The organism is Maricaulis sp. (assembly GCF_034670125.1).
Taxonomy (GTDB): Bacteria; Pseudomonadota; Alphaproteobacteria; order Caulobacterales; family Maricaulaceae; genus Maricaulis.
The window spans coordinates 1-15,254 of sequence record NZ_JAXMOC010000005.1; the positions used below are offsets into that span (position 1 = coordinate 1).

Consider the following 15,254-nt stretch of genomic DNA (forward strand, 5'->3'; position numbering starts at 1 on the left):
AACGGGCGAGAGCCCCATCCCTGTGCGGTCGCGACAGCGGCAGGGGGGCCAAGGTTGCTGCCAAGGCCCCCCATCCGGCGCACACACTCTAACACCATCTCAAACAGACAATCCCTGATGGACGCCCCGCGAAGGCAGGCGGAAATCAGATAAATGACGTGTGTCAAGTTTTTCCGATCTGGCCAGCCGCGTTACCGGCGTCGGGTGTATCCGACAAAGAGTTGGGCCCAATCAGATGTGTCGTCCGGGCGGACCCAGAATTCCTGTCGGACGCTGCCATCCTCCTGCGGTGCCCAAATGCCACGGACCTGCATTTCGCTACCGTCCGCATTGCTGTGCAATCGGCCTTCCAGGACCATCGCGCCCGTTTCGTCGAGTCCGCCTGAATAGTCGATGTGAAAGCGCGGGCTCATCCAGACCTGCCGCCAATGCCCGGTGGCCGGGTCGACAAAGGTCATTCCTGTGCCTGTTCCGCCATCGAAGGTCGACCAGTCTTCAACCACCAGACAGCCAGCCTCCCGCCGGGAATAGGTCTGGGTGCCGATCTGTTGCCCGTCGGCGTTAAAAAAGTCCCACTCGCCGATCACGAAATCGAAATCCGAATACGGTGCGACGTCCTGGCCGCAAACAGGCGGGGCAGCTTGTTGGGCAGATGCGGTCCCGGCATAGCCAAACAAGCCCATGCCGATGAGAAGGCAAGCGGATTTGAAACCTTGCATCATGCGTATCTCCAATCTTCGACGCGTCGCGCATCAGCCAATCGCTAACAAGCCGGACAGCTTGGCAACAGCGAGATCAAACGCGTCGCAATCCCCCTTGGCGCCCATGACAGGCGGCGACCGGGGTCGGCTGGGGACCCATACCGTTGTCCCTGATGCACTGACCATTCTCCTAGCGACGCGGGGCTGGCTTGGGCAGGGCACAGGTGAAGTTACCGCGCCCGCGGCGCACATTCGGTCATACACCACTTGCCGAGAGACAGCCGTAACCGGTTCTCGAGCTCAAGGGGCATGCCCGCGGAGCGGCGCCTGCGGCTCCCTTGACCTCAAGAAGCGGATGCGGCCTGCTGGCTAACAAGTGATCTATGGACCGCTCCGCGCGTCGCGCGCGGTCCCAGGCGACGGCCGCGAGTGATTGCTATTGTTTTCGCTTGTGAATTTAAAGTGTCGGCCGACTGGCTTGATGACCGGCACGTCATTGAGCGCTTCAGCAAGTTTTCTGCCGCGGAACAAAACTCCCTGACTCTCCAGAAACAGTTCGAGTCGCCAAGCATCGAACAGTTCAGGCTTGTCGAAGTTGTCATGGACATCGACGCGGCGGGTACTTGGCTCGTGGGTGAAACACACTCCCGAGCCGTGGCGCCGAAATGTCCAATCGCCGGAGGCCACCTTAATACGGCCTGTCGGCGGAGCGTCGGTCAGGACTATGTCGAGGCCGAACAGGCGGGCCCATTCGCTCACAAGTTCAACCTGACAGTCGATCAATTCGCGGCAGCTGGACTCGAGGTCGATCACGCCGCGAAACCCCAGCCCCTACTGGGCCCCGTTCCCGGCATCGGCCACAACCGGTGTCTCGTCCTCGGCGGCCGGGCGGGCGGCCTCTCGGATGGCGATGATGCGGTCGCGTTCGGCTTCGAACAGCGGGATTTCGTCTTCCGACAGCTGGCGGCCCGTGGGCAGGTCCAGGGTCATCGGATTTCGCGGCGTGCCGTTGTGGTGGACTTCATAGTGCAGGTGCGGGCCGGTCGAGCGACCGGTGGTGCCGACATAGGCGATGACCTGGCCCTGGGTGACGCGGCTGCCGGCGCGGATGCCGCGGGCGAAACCGTTCAGGTGGGCGTAAGCGGTCTGATAGCCATTGGCGTGGCGGATGCGGACGTAATTGCCGAAACTGCCAAAGCGGTCAGCGCGTTCGACGATACCATTGCCGGCGGCCATGACGGGTGTGCCGCGCGGAGCGGCGAAGTCGGTACCGTTATGGCGCCGCGTATAGCCCAGGATCGGGTGGCGGCGGGCTCTCGAGAAGGATGAGGAGAGGCGGGCGCCATTGACCGGTGTGAGCATCAAAAGGCGCTGGGCGCTGGCGCCCTCGGGGCTGTAATAGCCGACAATGCCGTCTTCGGTTTCGTAGCGGAAGAATTCCTTGGGATCGCCGCGGCCATCATACATGGCGTAGAGGATGTCGCCGGTGCGGGCGGTATTGCCTTCCTCATCCACGAAGCGCTCGAACAGGATGTCGAAATCATCGCCGGGCTGGATCGAGCGCTGAAAATCGATGGCATAGGCGAGCACGCCGGCCAGTTCGACAACAACACGATCTGTGGCACCGGCGGCGAGGGCGTCGACATAGAGGGAGGCGGTAATCGAGCCGCTGGCCCGGACCATTTCGCGATCAAACTGGGCGATGGTTTCTCGGGCGCGGAAGGTGTCGTCAAACGTCCGGGCGACGGTGATCGAGCGTTCGATGTCAGGGCGGAAGGACAGGCCGTCGAGACGGGTCACCGCCGGGCTGCCATCAGCCGGGATTTCGGTCTCGAGATAAAGATTGATGCGTTCACCGGCGCGCAGATAGCGCAGGTCGAACACGGTGCCCAGCGCCGCGATGGCACGGGCGGCTTCGACGCGGTCGACGCCGGCATCGTCCAGCAGACCGGCCATGGTGCCGCCACGCGGGACCGTGCGTTCGACCTGGGCGCGGGTCGGGCAGGTAGTGCATTGGGTGAAGGCGGCGTCATTGACCCGCAGTCGGGTTGCCGGCTCGAGCATGACAGGGGCGGGCTCGGTCGCGGCACCGTCCTGAAGCGGGACGCTGGCCGCGTTCGCGGGCGTCGCCTCGACCGGCGCGATCATGGCCAGGCTGACGGCCTCGCCACTGGCGGCCTGGCTGCTTGGCTCTCCGGTCAGCATCAAGGCTGTCAGCAGCCCGGCGGACAGCGCCAGGCTGGCAAGGGCGACAAGGCCGCGCGTGCGCCGGGTATCGGCACGGGTTACGTCAAACTCTGACACTGGCCCTAAACTCCGGTCTGCTCAAAACGACACACGTATCCGCGCGGTACTCGTGGCCCGAACGCGAACCTGTGTCTGGTCCAACAAGCAAATCCCGCACCGTTCCCGAATTGATTCGGGAGCCCGGCGGAACCTGTCCCCACAGCCCGGGAACGAATCATGTCTTGGACTGATCCGGTTGCCAAGACCTTTCCGTCGTCATGATTGCAGTTTCGGTGTGAAAACCGGTCCCGGGCCGACCGAATCATGTATGCAAAAAAGCATGCAAGATGATCTCCCCGCCGAACTCCCGGCCGACCAACTCGCCGCCCTGCTCTGTGCACGGCTCTGTCATGACCTTGTCAGCCCGGTTTCGGCGCTGGGCGCCGCCCTCAGCGTGTTCGATGATCCCGACAGCACCGACATGCATGATGATGCGATGGAGCTGGTGCGGGAGAGTTCCCGCCAGGCCCAGGCCAAGCTGGAGTTCTGCCGGCTGGCCTTCGGGGCCGGCGGGTCTGCCCCCGGCATCATGGACAGTCGCGAACTGCAACGCCTGACCGAAGCCATGTTCTCGTCGGTCAAGCCGGAGATTGTCTGGAAGGTCGAGTCCACAGGTCTGGAAAAGCAGGCGGCCCGTCTGCTCTTGAACATGTGCCTGCTGGGTGTCGATGCGGCACCGCGTGGTGGCACGGTCACCATCGAAGGTGCCGAAACCGGTGGCGGTGCGCGTCTGCGTGTGATTTCGGAAGGGCCGAGGGCCCGCCTCGAGGCGGGGACGGCGCGGGCGCTGGAAGCTTTGGCACCGGAGAATGGTTATGACGGCCGCTCGATCCAGCCCTATTACACAGGCCTGATCGCGCGCAGCAATGGCGGCCGTGTCAGTGCGCAGGCGCATGAAAACCGGGTCGAATTCATCGCCCTGGTCAAGGGCCCGGAGGGCATGATCGGCTGATCACGCCCGACCCGGCCCGCCGGTTTGATCCGGTTTCGCCCGTATTCATCAGGTTTCATCCGGCCGCGGCCGGTTTCATATCGTATGAGCATTTTGCCGCGCCTGATGCGCCGGGAGCCAAGAGTCCGTTAACCAAGCCCTGTCACCTTGCTGTGAAATCAGAACCGTACGGGGCCTGCCATGGACGATCTTATCAGCGAATTCTTGATGGAAACGGCGGAAAGCCTCGACGTCATCGATTCCGAACTGGTACGCTTCGAGAACAACCCGGAAGACCGGGCGATCCTCGATAATATTTTCCGCCTTCTGCATACCATCAAGGGGACTTGCGGCTTTCTGGGCCTGCCGCGTCTCGAAGCGGTCGCCCATGCCGGCGAGACCCTGCTGGGCAAGTTCCGCGACGGTGAACTGAGTGTGTCCCCACCGATGGTGACCCTGGTTCTCCAGGCGATTGACCAGATCAAGGTGGTGCTCGATTCGCTGGAACAGTCCGGTGTGGAACCGGCCGGCGATGATGCCGAGCTGATTGCCCGCCTGGAAGATGCCGCGATGGGGCGACTGGCCGAACAGCCGGCCGAGGAAGCCCAGCAGCAGCCTGAAAACTGGGACAACGACCTGGGCCGCGAATTGCGCCCGGGCGAAGTGTCCCTTGCCGATCTCGAAGCAGCGTTCAATGGCGCCGACGCGGAAGTCGAACCGGGCACCGCGCCTGTCGCTGCCGAAGCGACCCCTGCGCCGACCGAGCATATCGGCGTCGGAGAATTTGATCCCGACCTTGGCCGCGAGCTGCGCCCGGGTGAAGTATCCGCCGCCGAGCTCGAAGCCGCTTTTGCCGACGCAGAAGCTGATCCGGACGTCGCTCCGCCGGCGCTTGCAGACGTCATCAGCAAGGACATGAGCCGCGAAGAAGCCCTGCAGACCGCCATGGCGGAACTCAAGGGTGCCGATGAGCAGGTCGCTGGTGAGGGTGGCGTGAAGGTCATGGCGACGGTCCGAGTCGGCGTCGATGTGCTGGAAGCCCTGATGACGACGGTGTCGGAACTCGTTCTGACCCGGAACCAGCTCATGCAGACCGTGCGCGGTCTGGAAGACGACGATCTAAAGGGGCCGCTGCAGCGCCTGTCGGCTGTGACCGGCGAGTTGCAGGACGGCGTCATGAAGACCCGCATGCAGCCGATCGGTGACGCCTGGCGCAAGCTGCCGCGGATCATCCGCGACGTTTCCACCGATCTGGGCAAGAAGATCGAACTGGTGATGGACGGCAACGAGACCGAACTTGACCGCCAGGTGCTCGAGCTGATCAAGGATCCGCTCACCCATATGGTGCGCAACTCGGCGGATCATGGCCTCGAAATGCCGGCTGACCGCATCAAGGCGGGCAAGTCGGAAAAGGGTACGATCAAGCTTTCCGCCTATCATGAAGGCGGCCACATCATCATTGCCATCTCTGACGATGGCATGGGCCTCAACACCAACCGTATCGGCGAAAAGGCCCTCGAGAAGGGCCTGACCACGCACGAAGAGCTGGAGCGTATGACGGATCAGCAGATCCATCGCTTCATCTTCGCGCCGGGCTTCTCGACCGCAGAGAAAGTCACCAACCTGTCCGGCCGCGGCGTCGGCATGGATGTGGTGCGTACCAATATCGAGCAGATTGGCGGCGTGATCGACGTGACGTCGACGGCCGGCAAGGGCTCGCATTTCTCGATCAAGATCCCGCTCACCCTGGCGATCGTTTCCGCGCTCATCGTCGGTTGTGACGAGCAGCGCTTCGCCATTCCCCAACTCGCGGTCCGCGAGCTGGTCCGGGTCGGTGCCGGGTCGGAGCATACGGTTGAAAACCTCAATGGTGCCCGCGTCATGCGTCTGCGCGACCGGTTGATGCCGCTGGTCGACCTGCACGACGTGCTGGGTGTCGGCGAGGCTTATAACGGCAACAAGGACGAGACCGGTTTCGTGGTTGTCCTCGATGCCGGCGGCCGCAATGTCGGCCTGGTCGTCGACAATGTCCTGGACACCGAGGAAATCGTCGTCAAACCGCTGTCGGACTCCCTGCGCGGCGTCCACGCCTATTCCGGCGCCACCATCCTGGGCGATGGCTCGGTCATCATGATCCTCGATCCCAATGGCCTGGCCGGCGAAATCGTCACGGCGATGGAAGAAGATACCGCCGACGGTGCCGGCTCCGCGAAAGCTGCTGAAATGGCCAATACCCAACGACTGCTCCTGGTCCGCGCTGGTGGCGCCGAACCGAAAGCCGTCCCGCTGGCCCTGGTCACACGTCTGGAAGAGTTCGATCCGGGTACCATCGAGAGCACCAATGGTCGTCTCGTGGTGCAGTATCGCGGCCGCCTGATGCCGATCGTGCCGATCGGGTCGGAAATCCGTACCGTCGAGGGGCAGCGCCAGCCGGTGCTGGTCTTCGCCGAGAACCATACCTCGATCGGCCTGGCTGTCGACGAGATCGTCGATGTCGTCGAAGAGCGCGTCGACCTGCAAATGTCGTCCGACAAGCAGGGCGTTATCGGGTCGGCCATCATCAAGGGCAAGGCGACCGATGTGGTCGACATTGCCTGGTATCTGGACCAGTCCCGCGCCGGCAATATCCAGCGCCGCTCCACCAATCGCCGTCGCCGCATCCTGCTGGTCGACGCCGACGCCTTCGCGCGCCGCATGATTGCGCCGCTGCTGGCAGCTGCCGGCTATGATGTCACCCCGACCGGCGGCATGCACGAAGTGCACGCCATCGCCGAAGCCGGGGAGAAATTCGATGCCATGGTGGGGGATCCCAGCGCGCTGTCGCGCATTCGTCAGGAAGGCCTGTGGCCGAACCTGCCGACGCTGGCCGTCACCGACTGGCCGGAAGAGGCCCAGGCTGAAGGTCTGACAGCCGTGCTGCCGAGATCGGATCGTGGCGCCCTGATCGCCGCCCTCGACTCGGTGTCTCAAGAGGAGAAGGTGGCATGACCACGCATCACAGTGACAATTGCGAACTGAGCGCCGAGTCCATGAACGAGTATGTCTCGGTCCGGATCGGTGACCAGCTGTTCGGTGCTCCGGTCGACGCGATCCGCGAAGTCTTTGCACCGCAATCGGTCACCTCGGTTCCACTCGCACCGACCGAAGTCGCCGGATTGTTGAACCTGCGCGGCCGGATTGTGACCGCCATCGACGCCCGCCGCCGCCTCGGTTTGCCGCCGCGCGAAGCCGATGATGCCGGCATGGCACTTGGCGTCGAGCGTGGTAGCGAAATTTTTGGACTTATCGTGGATAGTGTCGGTGAGGTGCTTCGTCGTCCGAGGGCGGAGCTGGAACCGGTGCCTGCCCATGTCGATCCGACCTGGCGTTCGATGGTCAAGGGTGTGCATCGCCTGGAGAAAGAATTGCTCGCAGTTCTGGATGTTTCGGCCGTAATCGGATCGGCCGGCGCCAAAAAAGAAGCTGCCTAGCGGAGAGTGTTGGGATGAAAACTTGTTTGGTCGTGGACGACTCCCGGGTAATCCGGAAAGTCGCACGCAAAATTCTTGAAGAGCTCGAGTTCGAGTGCGTTGAAGCCGGTGACGGGTCGGAAGCCCTGGAGGCCTGCCGCAAACAGATGCCGGATGCGATCCTGCTGGACTGGAACATGCCGGTCATGAACGGTCTTGATTTCGTCAAGGCGCTGCGGCGTGAGGAAACCGGGGACCAGCCGGTTGTCGTGTTCTGCACCACGGAAAATGACATGGCTCACATCACCGAAGCCCTCCGGGCGGGTGCTGACGAGTACGTCATGAAGCCGTTTGATGGCGACATCATCGAATCCAAATTTCAGCAAACGGGTTTGCTGCGCGCCTCTTGAGGGAGTTTCCCATGACGGAACTCGCCTCCAAGGCGTCTCCCGCCCATTCTATCGCCCGCGTCCTCGTGATCGACGACTCGGCGGTCGCCCGCGGTCTGATGACCCGCTGGGTGGAAGAGGATTCCGACCTCACCCTGATCGGCTCGGCCGTTGATGGTGAGCAAGGCCTGAAAAAGGCCGAAGAACTCAAGCCGGACCTGATCATTCTCGACGTTGAAATGCCGAAAATGGACGGGCTGGCGGCACTGCCGCTGCTGCTCAAGGCTGCGCCGGGTTGCAAGATCGTCATGGCCTCGACGCTGACCCGTCGCGGCGGTGAAGTCACAATCCGTGCCCTGTCGATGGGGGCCGCGGACTACGCGTCCAAGCCGCAGGCCGGCCGTCTTGCCGGTGCCGAGGAATTCCGTCGCGACCTGTTGTCGAAGCTGAAGGCTCTGGCACCGCGCCCGATCCCGCCGGTTCCGACCCAGAACAATGTGGCGCCGGCCCCTGCCGCGCCCGGGGCACCGGTCGCCCGGAGCATCACGCCGCCGCCAGCATCGGCGCCGGCCAAAAAGGCCTTCGCACCGGTTGCCAAGCCGCCGCAGGGCCGCGGCGCAACACCCCGGCATACCGGCAAGCCGGAGATCATTGCCATCGGTTCCTCCACGGGCGGTCCGCAGGCCTTGCGCGATGTGATCGGCGCGTTTCCGGCTGACGTCCAGGCACCGATTGTCATTGCCCAGCACATGCCGGCGCTGTTCACGAAGATCCTGGCTGAACACCTGACCAAGGCCGGCAAGCTGGTCTGCAAGGAAGCGGAAGACAATGAGCGGCTGAAGCCGGGCTGCGTCTATATCGCCCCGGGTGATTTCCACATGACCATCCGCAAGGACGCGGCCGGTTTCTACGCGGTGCTCGACCAGACGCCGCCGATCAACTTCTGCCGTCCGGCCGTTGACCCCCTGTTCCAGTCGGTGGCGGAAGTCACCCGCGGTGCAGCCCTGGGCATCGTGCTGACCGGCATGGGTCATGACGGCCGCGAGGGCGCGCGCATGCTGCGCAGCGTCGGCGGCACCATCCTCGCCCAGGATGAAGCGACAAGCATTGTCTGGGGCATGCCGGGAGCCGTCGCAGAAGCGGGCCTGGCCGATGAAATCCTGTCCCTCGCGGACATGGGGCCGGGCATTGTCCGGCGCGCGAAAGGTGGAAACTAATAATGATAAAACACGACGACATCCTTTTCGTTGCCGCTGAAGCGTTCAAGCGTTCCGGCCTCGTCCTGTCAGCCGACAAGGGCTATCTCCTCGAAAGCCGCCTGGCACCGCTGGCGCGGGCCGAGGGCTATCCTTCGATCGAAGCCCTGATCACGGCGGCCCGCCGCGACTCCACCGGTCGCTTGCTGTGGGCGATCACCGAAGCGCTGGCGACGCACGAGACCTTCTTTTTCCGCGACAACACCCCGTTCGACCTGTTCAAGCAGGACGTGCTGCCGGTCCTCGCCCGGGCCCGCGGCAACAATGGATCGATCCGGATCTGGTGCGCGGCCTGTTCGTCCGGCCAGGAGCCCTATTCGCTGGCCATGTTGCTTGAAGAAGAACGTGCCCGCCTCGGCAATCTGCGCGTCGAAATCATTGCCACTGACATGGCGCCGCGCGTGCTGGAGAAAGCCAAGGCCGGCGTCTACTCTCAGTTCGAAGTCCAGCGCGGCCTGGCCGTGCAGCGCCTGGTGCAGCATTTTGATCAGCAGGGCGAGCAGTGGCGTATCAAGTCCAACATCCGCTCGATGGTGACCTTCCAGAAGCAGAACCTGCTGGAAAGTTTCGCCACCCTGGGCACCTTTGATCTGGTCCTGTGTCGCAATGTGCTGATCTACTTCGATCCGGACACCAAGAAGAAAGTCCTTTCGCGGATTGCCACGCAAACCGCCCAGGACGGCTATCTGATCATGGGCGCCGCCGAGACGGTCGTCGGACTGTCGCGTGACTTCTCGCCCGTCGAGGGACGGCGCGGCCTGTATGGCCGCAAGGTCGCCGCCAAGTCGGCCGCCGCCTGATCCACAAAACTCCGGATATCAACTGAAAACCCCGCAGTGTCCGCTGCGGGGTTTTTTGTATCCGCCTGCCGGCGGTTGATGCGCGGTCGGGGCCGGTAGCCGCCGACGGCCTGTGCCCCGAGGTCCGGCCCGTTCGGGCCGGTCGGCAGCGGCGTTGGCCCGGCTATTGTCCTGACATCTTCAAGGGCGCGGATGTCGTCATCCAGTGCTCGAGCCATGTGACGGGATGTACCATGATTGCCAGACTCCTATCCGCTGCCCTGTTGGCCGCCACCTTGTCGGGTTGCGCCTCCACCCCGGCAACCACCATCAACCTGCAAGGTGGAGACATGAGCTATTCCGTGCTGGGCAGCGGCGGTCCCGTGGTGGTGTTTGAGTCCGGCCTTGGCGACGATCGCCAGTCCTGGGAGGCCATCGCCCGTCAGCTGGCCGTCGACGCCACCGTGGTGTTCTATGACCGGCCGGGATATGGCGGCGCGCCCTTTTCGGATCCGACGCTCGATGGTGACCGCGACGGCCGTACCGGCGATGAAGTGGCTGTTGCGTTGCAGGAAATGCTGGCAAGCGCCAACCTTGAAGGCCCCTATATCCTGGTCGGTCATTCGATCGGCGGGCTTTACGTCCAGAGCTTCGCCCGCCGCTATCCCGAGCAGACCGCTGGTCTGGTTCTGGTGGACAGCCGACCGCCGCTCTTCAGCCAGCGCTGCGCCGCTGTCGACGCCGGCATGTGTGAACCGCCTTCGATCGTGCGGATGTTGATGGAACCCCATGTCCGGGCCGAGCTGGACGGAAGCGAGGTCACCATGGCTGACCTGGCGGATCCGTCCCGCCTCGGCGACTTGCCGATCACCGTGATCGTGGCGACCCGGCCGGCCAACGGTGCTTCGCCACAGTTCCGCCAATTGTGGATCGACGAGCAACAGGCGTTCGCCGCCGCGGCCGGGCAGGCTCGATATGTGGAGGCGTCCCGCTCCCGCCACTACATCCAGCGTGACCAGCCGGATCTCGTCATCGCCGAGATTGAGGCCATGATTGAACGTGTCAGGGCGTCCCGATAGCCGCTGGGTACCCATTCGAATTCGCACCGATCGCGCACCGGCCGTCGCTCCCCCCTTTGCGACAGGCCTGAGCGGCTCGAAGTCCTGTATGTCAGGGCCCCCCGCCTTCACCACCGGGACATCGGGTGTGCGATGACCCCTCCGCCGGCAGCGACAGGCGCTGGCGGAGGGGTCAACAACGAGCATTGACCTTATTGGCATCGACTCCGAAGGCGAACATGATGGACTGGGCTTCAAGCATCTCGGATTACCCCTTGGAACATCTCAAATTGGCGCTGCTCACCGCCGGGTTTTCCCAATCACTGCTGGTGGCAGCGATGCTGGTCTCCTTTGCGCGGAGTTCTGCGGAGCCCCGGTTCTATCTGGGCGTCTTCGTCGGGTTGTACGGGTCGACTTTCCTGGCCGAAATCATCGCCATGACGGGAATTCTGGGCGCGGTGCCCGGCCTTGCCGTACCGCTGATGATTGCCCCGATGTTTCTGGGCCCGCTTCTTTACCTGTACATCATCAAGGTCGTGAATCGCGATGGCCAGCTTGCGGCTCCGATCAACCGGCAGCATTTCATTGCGCCCTCGATCGGGGCGTTCGTGGCGTCGGGATTGCTTTTGGTGCCATCCGAAGCGTTTGGGAGATTCATCACCGAGGACGTCGGGCCCACCGCGCCGATTGACCTGCTTGTCATGCTGATGCTGGTCGTGGTCCTGTTGACCACATTCATCATCACGCTGGTGTACATCATCAAGGGGTATGCGCTTCTGAACAAAAACTCGGCCAGCATTCGCGACGAATTTTCGAATCTGGATCGCAAGCGGCTGAGATGGCTGAAATTCTCCTTGGTCAACATTGCGCTCCTGTGGGTCGCGGCCATGGCGGCGGACTGGACCGACATTTCGGACACACCGGCCGGCTTCATCACGCTGATTGTCTGGGAGTTGGCGAGCTTTTATGTGATTGCTGTGCTGGGACTGCGCCAGGGCGTGATCTTCGGTCCGCAAACCACGCCTCCGGCACCTGTTTCGCCAACCCCACCCGGCGACCGGTTGGGCGCGCTCGAACTCGTCGAGACCCCGTTGGATATCCGGCACGAGGCGGAGCAAAAATATACCAAGTCGGGCCTGACCCAGGAGGACATGGACCGGATCGCCGCGAAGATCCGGCAGGCGGTCCATGTGGATGCCATCTATCGGAACAGTGATCTGTCCCTGACCCAGTTATCGAAATTCATCGGTGTGCAGGCGCCCTATGTGTCACAGACGCTGACCCAGAAGATCGGCAGCACTTTCTACGACTTCATCGCCCAGGCCCGTGTCAGGGCGGCGATGGACATGCTGGCAGACCCGGACAATGCGGACTCGGTCCTGTCGATCGCCCTGACGGTTGGCTTCAACACCAAGTCGACATTCAATGCGGCGTTCAAGCGAGTCAGCGGCTCGACGCCGACCGAATGGCGGCGAAGCCACGGCGCCAACCGTAACTCCGCCGCCGGCTGAAGCCCGGTCGCCCAAGGGGAGAGGCGTGGGCGATCAGACCCTGCCCGCTAGAATCGGCGAACGTAGGAGATGCCCCAGCTCGACGCGTCGCCGCGGTCGTCGAACTCGGTCCGTGAGTATTCCAGGCGGACACCGTGGGCATCGTTGAAATAGAAGTCGGCGCCGGCGCCAAGGGCCAGGCCGGAATCATTGCCGGTCGGACCGGCGGTGGCCTTGAAATTGGCGATGTCATACCCGACGCGGGCGAACATGGAGAGGTGTTCCGACACCGGAAACGCTCCGGCGACCGACACGCCATAACCGTAGCGGAAGCGAGCCCGCGGCTCGACGGCAGAGCAATCTTCGCCAACCGGGCAGGCGATGCCCGAAGAGCCGCTCAGACCCGAGACCGCGTTGGCTTCGAGGCGGATGAATTCATTGAGATTGTAGCCCAGCCGGCCATTGGTCGAGTGGGCGTTGAATTCGTCGAATTGTTGGTAGGCATAGCCCTCCGAGAGGGTGAAGCGGGAGTCTTGCGCCTGGGCGCCTGCAGAGAACACGGCGACCAGAGCCGTCGTCAGGATCAGATGTTTCATTGTTATTCCCGAAACTGGATGTGGACACGGGCGGCCTTGGTGTCGACGCAGGGTCATTGAGCGCCTTGTCGCCCGGGAGCCGCCGTTTGAACGCTCAGCCGGATACGGGGGCGATGAATCCACTTCCTGGACCCGGCTGATGCTCTTTCCTAGCGACCTCGGTTCGCCGTGACGTCCGAGCCATCCGGGCCGGACTGTCGAGGTGTTCGGCCGGGGCCGCGCCGCTTGGCTCGGACGCCCCATCCCGCTTGCAGTGTCAGGTTCCGGTCACGAACATGATCGGAGACCCCCATGACAACTCATACGAAATCAACCATCCGCCCGGCCACGCTTTGGCCGGCTTTTCTCGCCATCGGACTTTTCATGAGCGGATGCGCGACGTCCGACCCGCTCACCTCACCGAACGGACGACCGGGCTTCTCGGTCAACTGCTCGGGTGGCGGCGGTGGTCGGTGGAGCGACTGCTATGAAGAGGCGAGCCGACTCTGCCCGCAAGGCTATATCGTGATCGATCGCGTTGGCGACACGGATACGATGGTTTCGGAAATCGATGGCGATTGGGACCTCCAGACCATCGTCAACCGCGAATTGATGATCGAATGCCGGTAGTCGCGAAGCCCGCCGATCGCCGCCGTTCAACGACGCGTGCGTGGTTCAGCTCATGGGCAGGCCTCGCCTCAATCGCGGTGATGTGGTCCGCCCTTCACGGAGCCGCGGCGGCTGACCAGGATGGGTGGCCCGATCCTCTGGTCGCCGCCTTCGCTTCGGCTGTGGAGGCTGAAACCGACGGTCGGGAGAACTGGCGCTTCCTCGCCGATGCCTACACGGTCGACGGGCCGCTGGCCCTGCGCTTCGACGGTGAGCAGCAGGATAACGATCATGGCTGGAGTCTGGTCACGCCGTCCATGAGTGAACTGACCGCTGTCCAGCGGACCGCTTGGGACGAAATAATCTCGCCCGGCGACGAAGAGGGGGAAACCGGCGGTTTGTTCCTGGCCTCGGATGCAGCGGAGCTGATCGCCGATGAGATCCAATTGCTGGCGGAAACCGAGGCAGAGCTGACCTACACATTCGCACCCTATCTGGGGGCGGACGAGATGGACGCCGCAATGGCCCGCCACCTGATCGGCGAAGTGACGGTCCGTCGCGACGGGTCCGGGCCGGCCCGCATCCGGCTGCATGCGCCGGAGCGTTTCCGCCCGCATCCCATCGTGCGGATCGACGCTTTCGAGCTTGTCATGGAATTCCAGCGTCTCGAGGGCCTGGCAGCGCCTGTCATGAGGCGACTGTCGAGCCGGGTCGAGGGGAGCGCGGCGTTCCAGGACATCGCTGAAGTGACCGAGATGACATTCAGCGAGATCGAGTATCTCGGCGTGACCGGCCGCGAGCCGGTTGTTGACTAGACGGTCTCCAATCATGAACGGAAACATCCTGCAGGAAGGACAAACCATGCGCTCAGCCAGCCATGTCCGACTTGCGGCCCTTGCCCTGGCTATCGCGACGGCAACGACACTGGCCCTGGCAGGTTCGGCCCGGGCGGTGCAAGCGGACGCGTTCGACATGTCGGACTTCGTCCGGCTGGTTCCGACCGACGCTCGCGCCCCGAAAGGCACGGTCTATATCCTGCCCGGTTCATCCGGGTTCGATATTTTCGGGGATACCGGGCACTATCGCCGGGCTGCCCGCGAATGGGTGCGTCGTTGCTATGATGTTGTGATGGTGGACTATCGCGCGGCCTACATCGCCGCCGGTCGACCCCGGGTCGGTGAGACCGGGCACAAGATCGCCTGGGCCACGGCGCAGGCGCGAACCCATGTCGAGAGACTGGGTTTCTTCCGGGGTAATGCCAACCTGCTGGCGGCCTGGTCGTTGGGCGGTGAGGGGGTTTGGGCCCTGAGCATCGATGGCGACGGCGTGCACAACTGGGACGCCGCCATCCTCTACTATCCGTCCAATCAGGATGATCTTGTCATTGCGCCCGGATTTCCGTCACTGGCACTGGTCGGGTCACTGGATGATGTGACACCGGCGTTGCAGGTATCCGATGCGGCTGCATCGAGCGGGTTTCTCGATGTCGTTGTGTTCGAGGCTGCCCATCACGGTTTCGATATTGCCAGCCTCGAGACCGGCAGGACAGTCCGCCTGTTCCCCGTTTTCGGTCCGAGCGCGACATTCCAGTACAATGCCCGGGCAGCGGCTTCGGCGGTGGAGGAAATCGACCACTTCCTCGAGCGCCATTCCCTGCCAAACTGCGCGGCGACGCCCTGACCTGGTCGGATCGAGGTACTTCACAAAGAAAAGGACCCGGGCGGGCAGCCC

General features: G+C 63.3%; 15 protein-coding genes. 11 read left to right on the top strand and 4 right to left on the bottom strand.

Annotation, left to right across the window (positions count from 1 at the left end):
- Window positions 1–191: 191 nt before the first annotated feature.
- The 3 genes from VOI18_RS10355 to VOI18_RS10365 all read right to left on the bottom strand — a co-directional run bounded on the left by VOI18_RS10355 (window position 192) and on the right by VOI18_RS10365 (window position 3,005).
- Entirely contained in the window at window positions 192–722 is a 531-nt protein-coding gene (locus VOI18_RS10355; RefSeq protein WP_323762333.1) for a hypothetical protein, read from the bottom strand.
- A 360-nt stretch (window positions 723–1,082) separates the two neighbouring features.
- Window positions 1,083–1,514, bottom strand: a complete 432-nt coding sequence (locus tag VOI18_RS10360; RefSeq protein WP_323762334.1) for a DUF6896 domain-containing protein — start codon at window positions 1,512–1,514, stop codon at window positions 1,083–1,085.
- Between the two features lie 18 nt (window positions 1,515–1,532).
- Window positions 1,533–3,005 carry a M23 family metallopeptidase gene (locus tag VOI18_RS10365; protein ID WP_323762335.1) on the bottom strand — a complete coding sequence of 491 codons (1,473 nt, stop codon included), beginning with the start codon at window positions 3,003–3,005 and terminating at the stop codon, window positions 1,533–1,535.
- Window positions 3,006–3,267: 262 nt separating this feature from the next.
- On the opposite strand from VOI18_RS10365, the gene chpT reads away from it, so the two are divergent.
- From chpT to VOI18_RS10405, 8 genes are all read left to right on the top strand, one after another.
- Complete coding sequence (chpT, locus tag VOI18_RS10370) at window positions 3,268–3,939, top strand: histidine phosphotransferase ChpT (RefSeq protein ID WP_323762336.1); 672 nt, start codon at window positions 3,268–3,270, stop codon at window positions 3,937–3,939.
- Window positions 3,940–4,119: 180 nt separating this feature from the next.
- The gene (locus tag VOI18_RS10375) at window positions 4,120–6,906 is read left to right on the top strand and encodes a chemotaxis protein CheA (protein ID WP_323762337.1); all 2,787 of its coding nucleotides are present in this window, start codon (window positions 4,120–4,122) and stop codon (window positions 6,904–6,906) included.
- Window positions 6,903–7,388: a chemotaxis protein CheW gene (locus VOI18_RS10380; RefSeq protein ID WP_323762338.1), complete on the top strand. Its 486-nt coding sequence runs from the start codon at window positions 6,903–6,905 to the stop codon at window positions 7,386–7,388. The genes VOI18_RS10375 and VOI18_RS10380 overlap by 4 nt, the downstream gene beginning before the upstream one ends.
- A gap of 14 nt (window positions 7,389–7,402) precedes the next feature.
- On the top strand, window positions 7,403–7,777 hold the full coding sequence (locus tag VOI18_RS10385; RefSeq protein WP_323762339.1) for a response regulator: 375 nt from the start codon (window positions 7,403–7,405) through the stop codon (window positions 7,775–7,777).
- 11 nt (window positions 7,778–7,788) lie between these two features.
- On the top strand, window positions 7,789–8,973 hold the full coding sequence (locus tag VOI18_RS10390) for a chemotaxis response regulator protein-glutamate methylesterase (RefSeq protein ID WP_323762340.1): 1,185 nt from the start codon (window positions 7,789–7,791) through the stop codon (window positions 8,971–8,973).
- A gap of 2 nt (window positions 8,974–8,975) precedes the next feature.
- Window positions 8,976–9,812: a protein-glutamate O-methyltransferase CheR gene (locus tag VOI18_RS10395; protein ID WP_323762341.1), complete on the top strand. Its 837-nt coding sequence runs from the start codon at window positions 8,976–8,978 to the stop codon at window positions 9,810–9,812.
- 233 nt (window positions 9,813–10,045) lie between these two features.
- Entirely contained in the window at window positions 10,046–10,870 is an 825-nt protein-coding gene (locus tag VOI18_RS10400; protein WP_323762342.1) for an alpha/beta hydrolase, read from the top strand.
- 254 nt (window positions 10,871–11,124) lie between these two features.
- Window positions 11,125–12,360, top strand: a complete 1,236-nt coding sequence (locus tag VOI18_RS10405) for a helix-turn-helix domain-containing protein (RefSeq protein ID WP_323762343.1) — start codon at window positions 11,125–11,127, stop codon at window positions 12,358–12,360.
- 47 nt (window positions 12,361–12,407) lie between these two features.
- On the opposite strand, the gene VOI18_RS10410 is transcribed toward VOI18_RS10405, so the two are convergent.
- A complete protein-coding gene (locus VOI18_RS10410) occupies window positions 12,408–12,935 on the bottom strand; it encodes a porin family protein (protein ID WP_323762344.1) in 528 nt (175 codons plus the stop codon).
- 291 nt (window positions 12,936–13,226) lie between these two features.
- Here VOI18_RS10410 and VOI18_RS10415 point away from each other — a divergent pair, with 291 nt between their 5' ends.
- From VOI18_RS10415 to VOI18_RS10425, 3 genes are all read left to right on the top strand, one after another.
- Window positions 13,227–13,544, top strand: a complete 318-nt coding sequence (locus tag VOI18_RS10415) for a hypothetical protein (RefSeq protein ID WP_323762345.1) — start codon at window positions 13,227–13,229, stop codon at window positions 13,542–13,544.
- 80 nt (window positions 13,545–13,624) lie between these two features.
- A complete protein-coding gene (locus tag VOI18_RS10420; protein ID WP_323762346.1) occupies window positions 13,625–14,338 on the top strand; it encodes a hypothetical protein in 714 nt (237 codons plus the stop codon).
- Between the two features lie 46 nt (window positions 14,339–14,384).
- Window positions 14,385–15,203, top strand: a complete 819-nt coding sequence (locus VOI18_RS10425) for a hypothetical protein (RefSeq protein WP_323762347.1) — start codon at window positions 14,385–14,387, stop codon at window positions 15,201–15,203.
- The last annotated feature ends 51 nt before the right edge of the window (window positions 15,204–15,254 follow it).

Excerpts from the sequence above, each read along its gene's own strand:
- VOI18_RS10420 (WP_323762346.1), top strand. The coding sequence starts at position 13,625 with ATGTGGTCCGCCCTTCACGGAGCCGCGGCGGCTGACCAGGATGGGTGG.
- VOI18_RS10415 (WP_323762345.1), top strand. The coding sequence starts at position 13,227 with ATGACAACTCATACGAAATCAACCATCCGCCCGGCCACGCTTTGGCCG.
- VOI18_RS10390 (WP_323762340.1), top strand. The coding sequence starts at position 7,789 with ATGACGGAACTCGCCTCCAAGGCGTCTCCCGCCCATTCTATCGCCCGC.
- VOI18_RS10395 (WP_323762341.1), top strand. The coding sequence starts at position 8,976 with ATGATAAAACACGACGACATCCTTTTCGTTGCCGCTGAAGCGTTCAAG.
- VOI18_RS10425 (WP_323762347.1), top strand. The coding sequence starts at position 14,385 with ATGCGCTCAGCCAGCCATGTCCGACTTGCGGCCCTTGCCCTGGCTATC.
- VOI18_RS10355 (WP_323762333.1), bottom strand. The coding sequence starts at position 722 with ATGATGCAAGGTTTCAAATCCGCTTGCCTTCTCATCGGCATGGGCTTG.
- VOI18_RS10380 (WP_323762338.1), top strand. The coding sequence starts at position 6,903 with ATGACCACGCATCACAGTGACAATTGCGAACTGAGCGCCGAGTCCATG.
- VOI18_RS10375 (WP_323762337.1), top strand. The coding sequence starts at position 4,120 with ATGGACGATCTTATCAGCGAATTCTTGATGGAAACGGCGGAAAGCCTC.
- VOI18_RS10385 (WP_323762339.1), top strand. The coding sequence starts at position 7,403 with ATGAAAACTTGTTTGGTCGTGGACGACTCCCGGGTAATCCGGAAAGTC.
- VOI18_RS10410 (WP_323762344.1), bottom strand. The coding sequence starts at position 12,935 with ATGAAACATCTGATCCTGACGACGGCTCTGGTCGCCGTGTTCTCTGCA.
- chpT (WP_323762336.1), top strand. The coding sequence starts at position 3,268 with ATGCAAGATGATCTCCCCGCCGAACTCCCGGCCGACCAACTCGCCGCC.
- VOI18_RS10400 (WP_323762342.1), top strand. The coding sequence starts at position 10,046 with ATGATTGCCAGACTCCTATCCGCTGCCCTGTTGGCCGCCACCTTGTCG.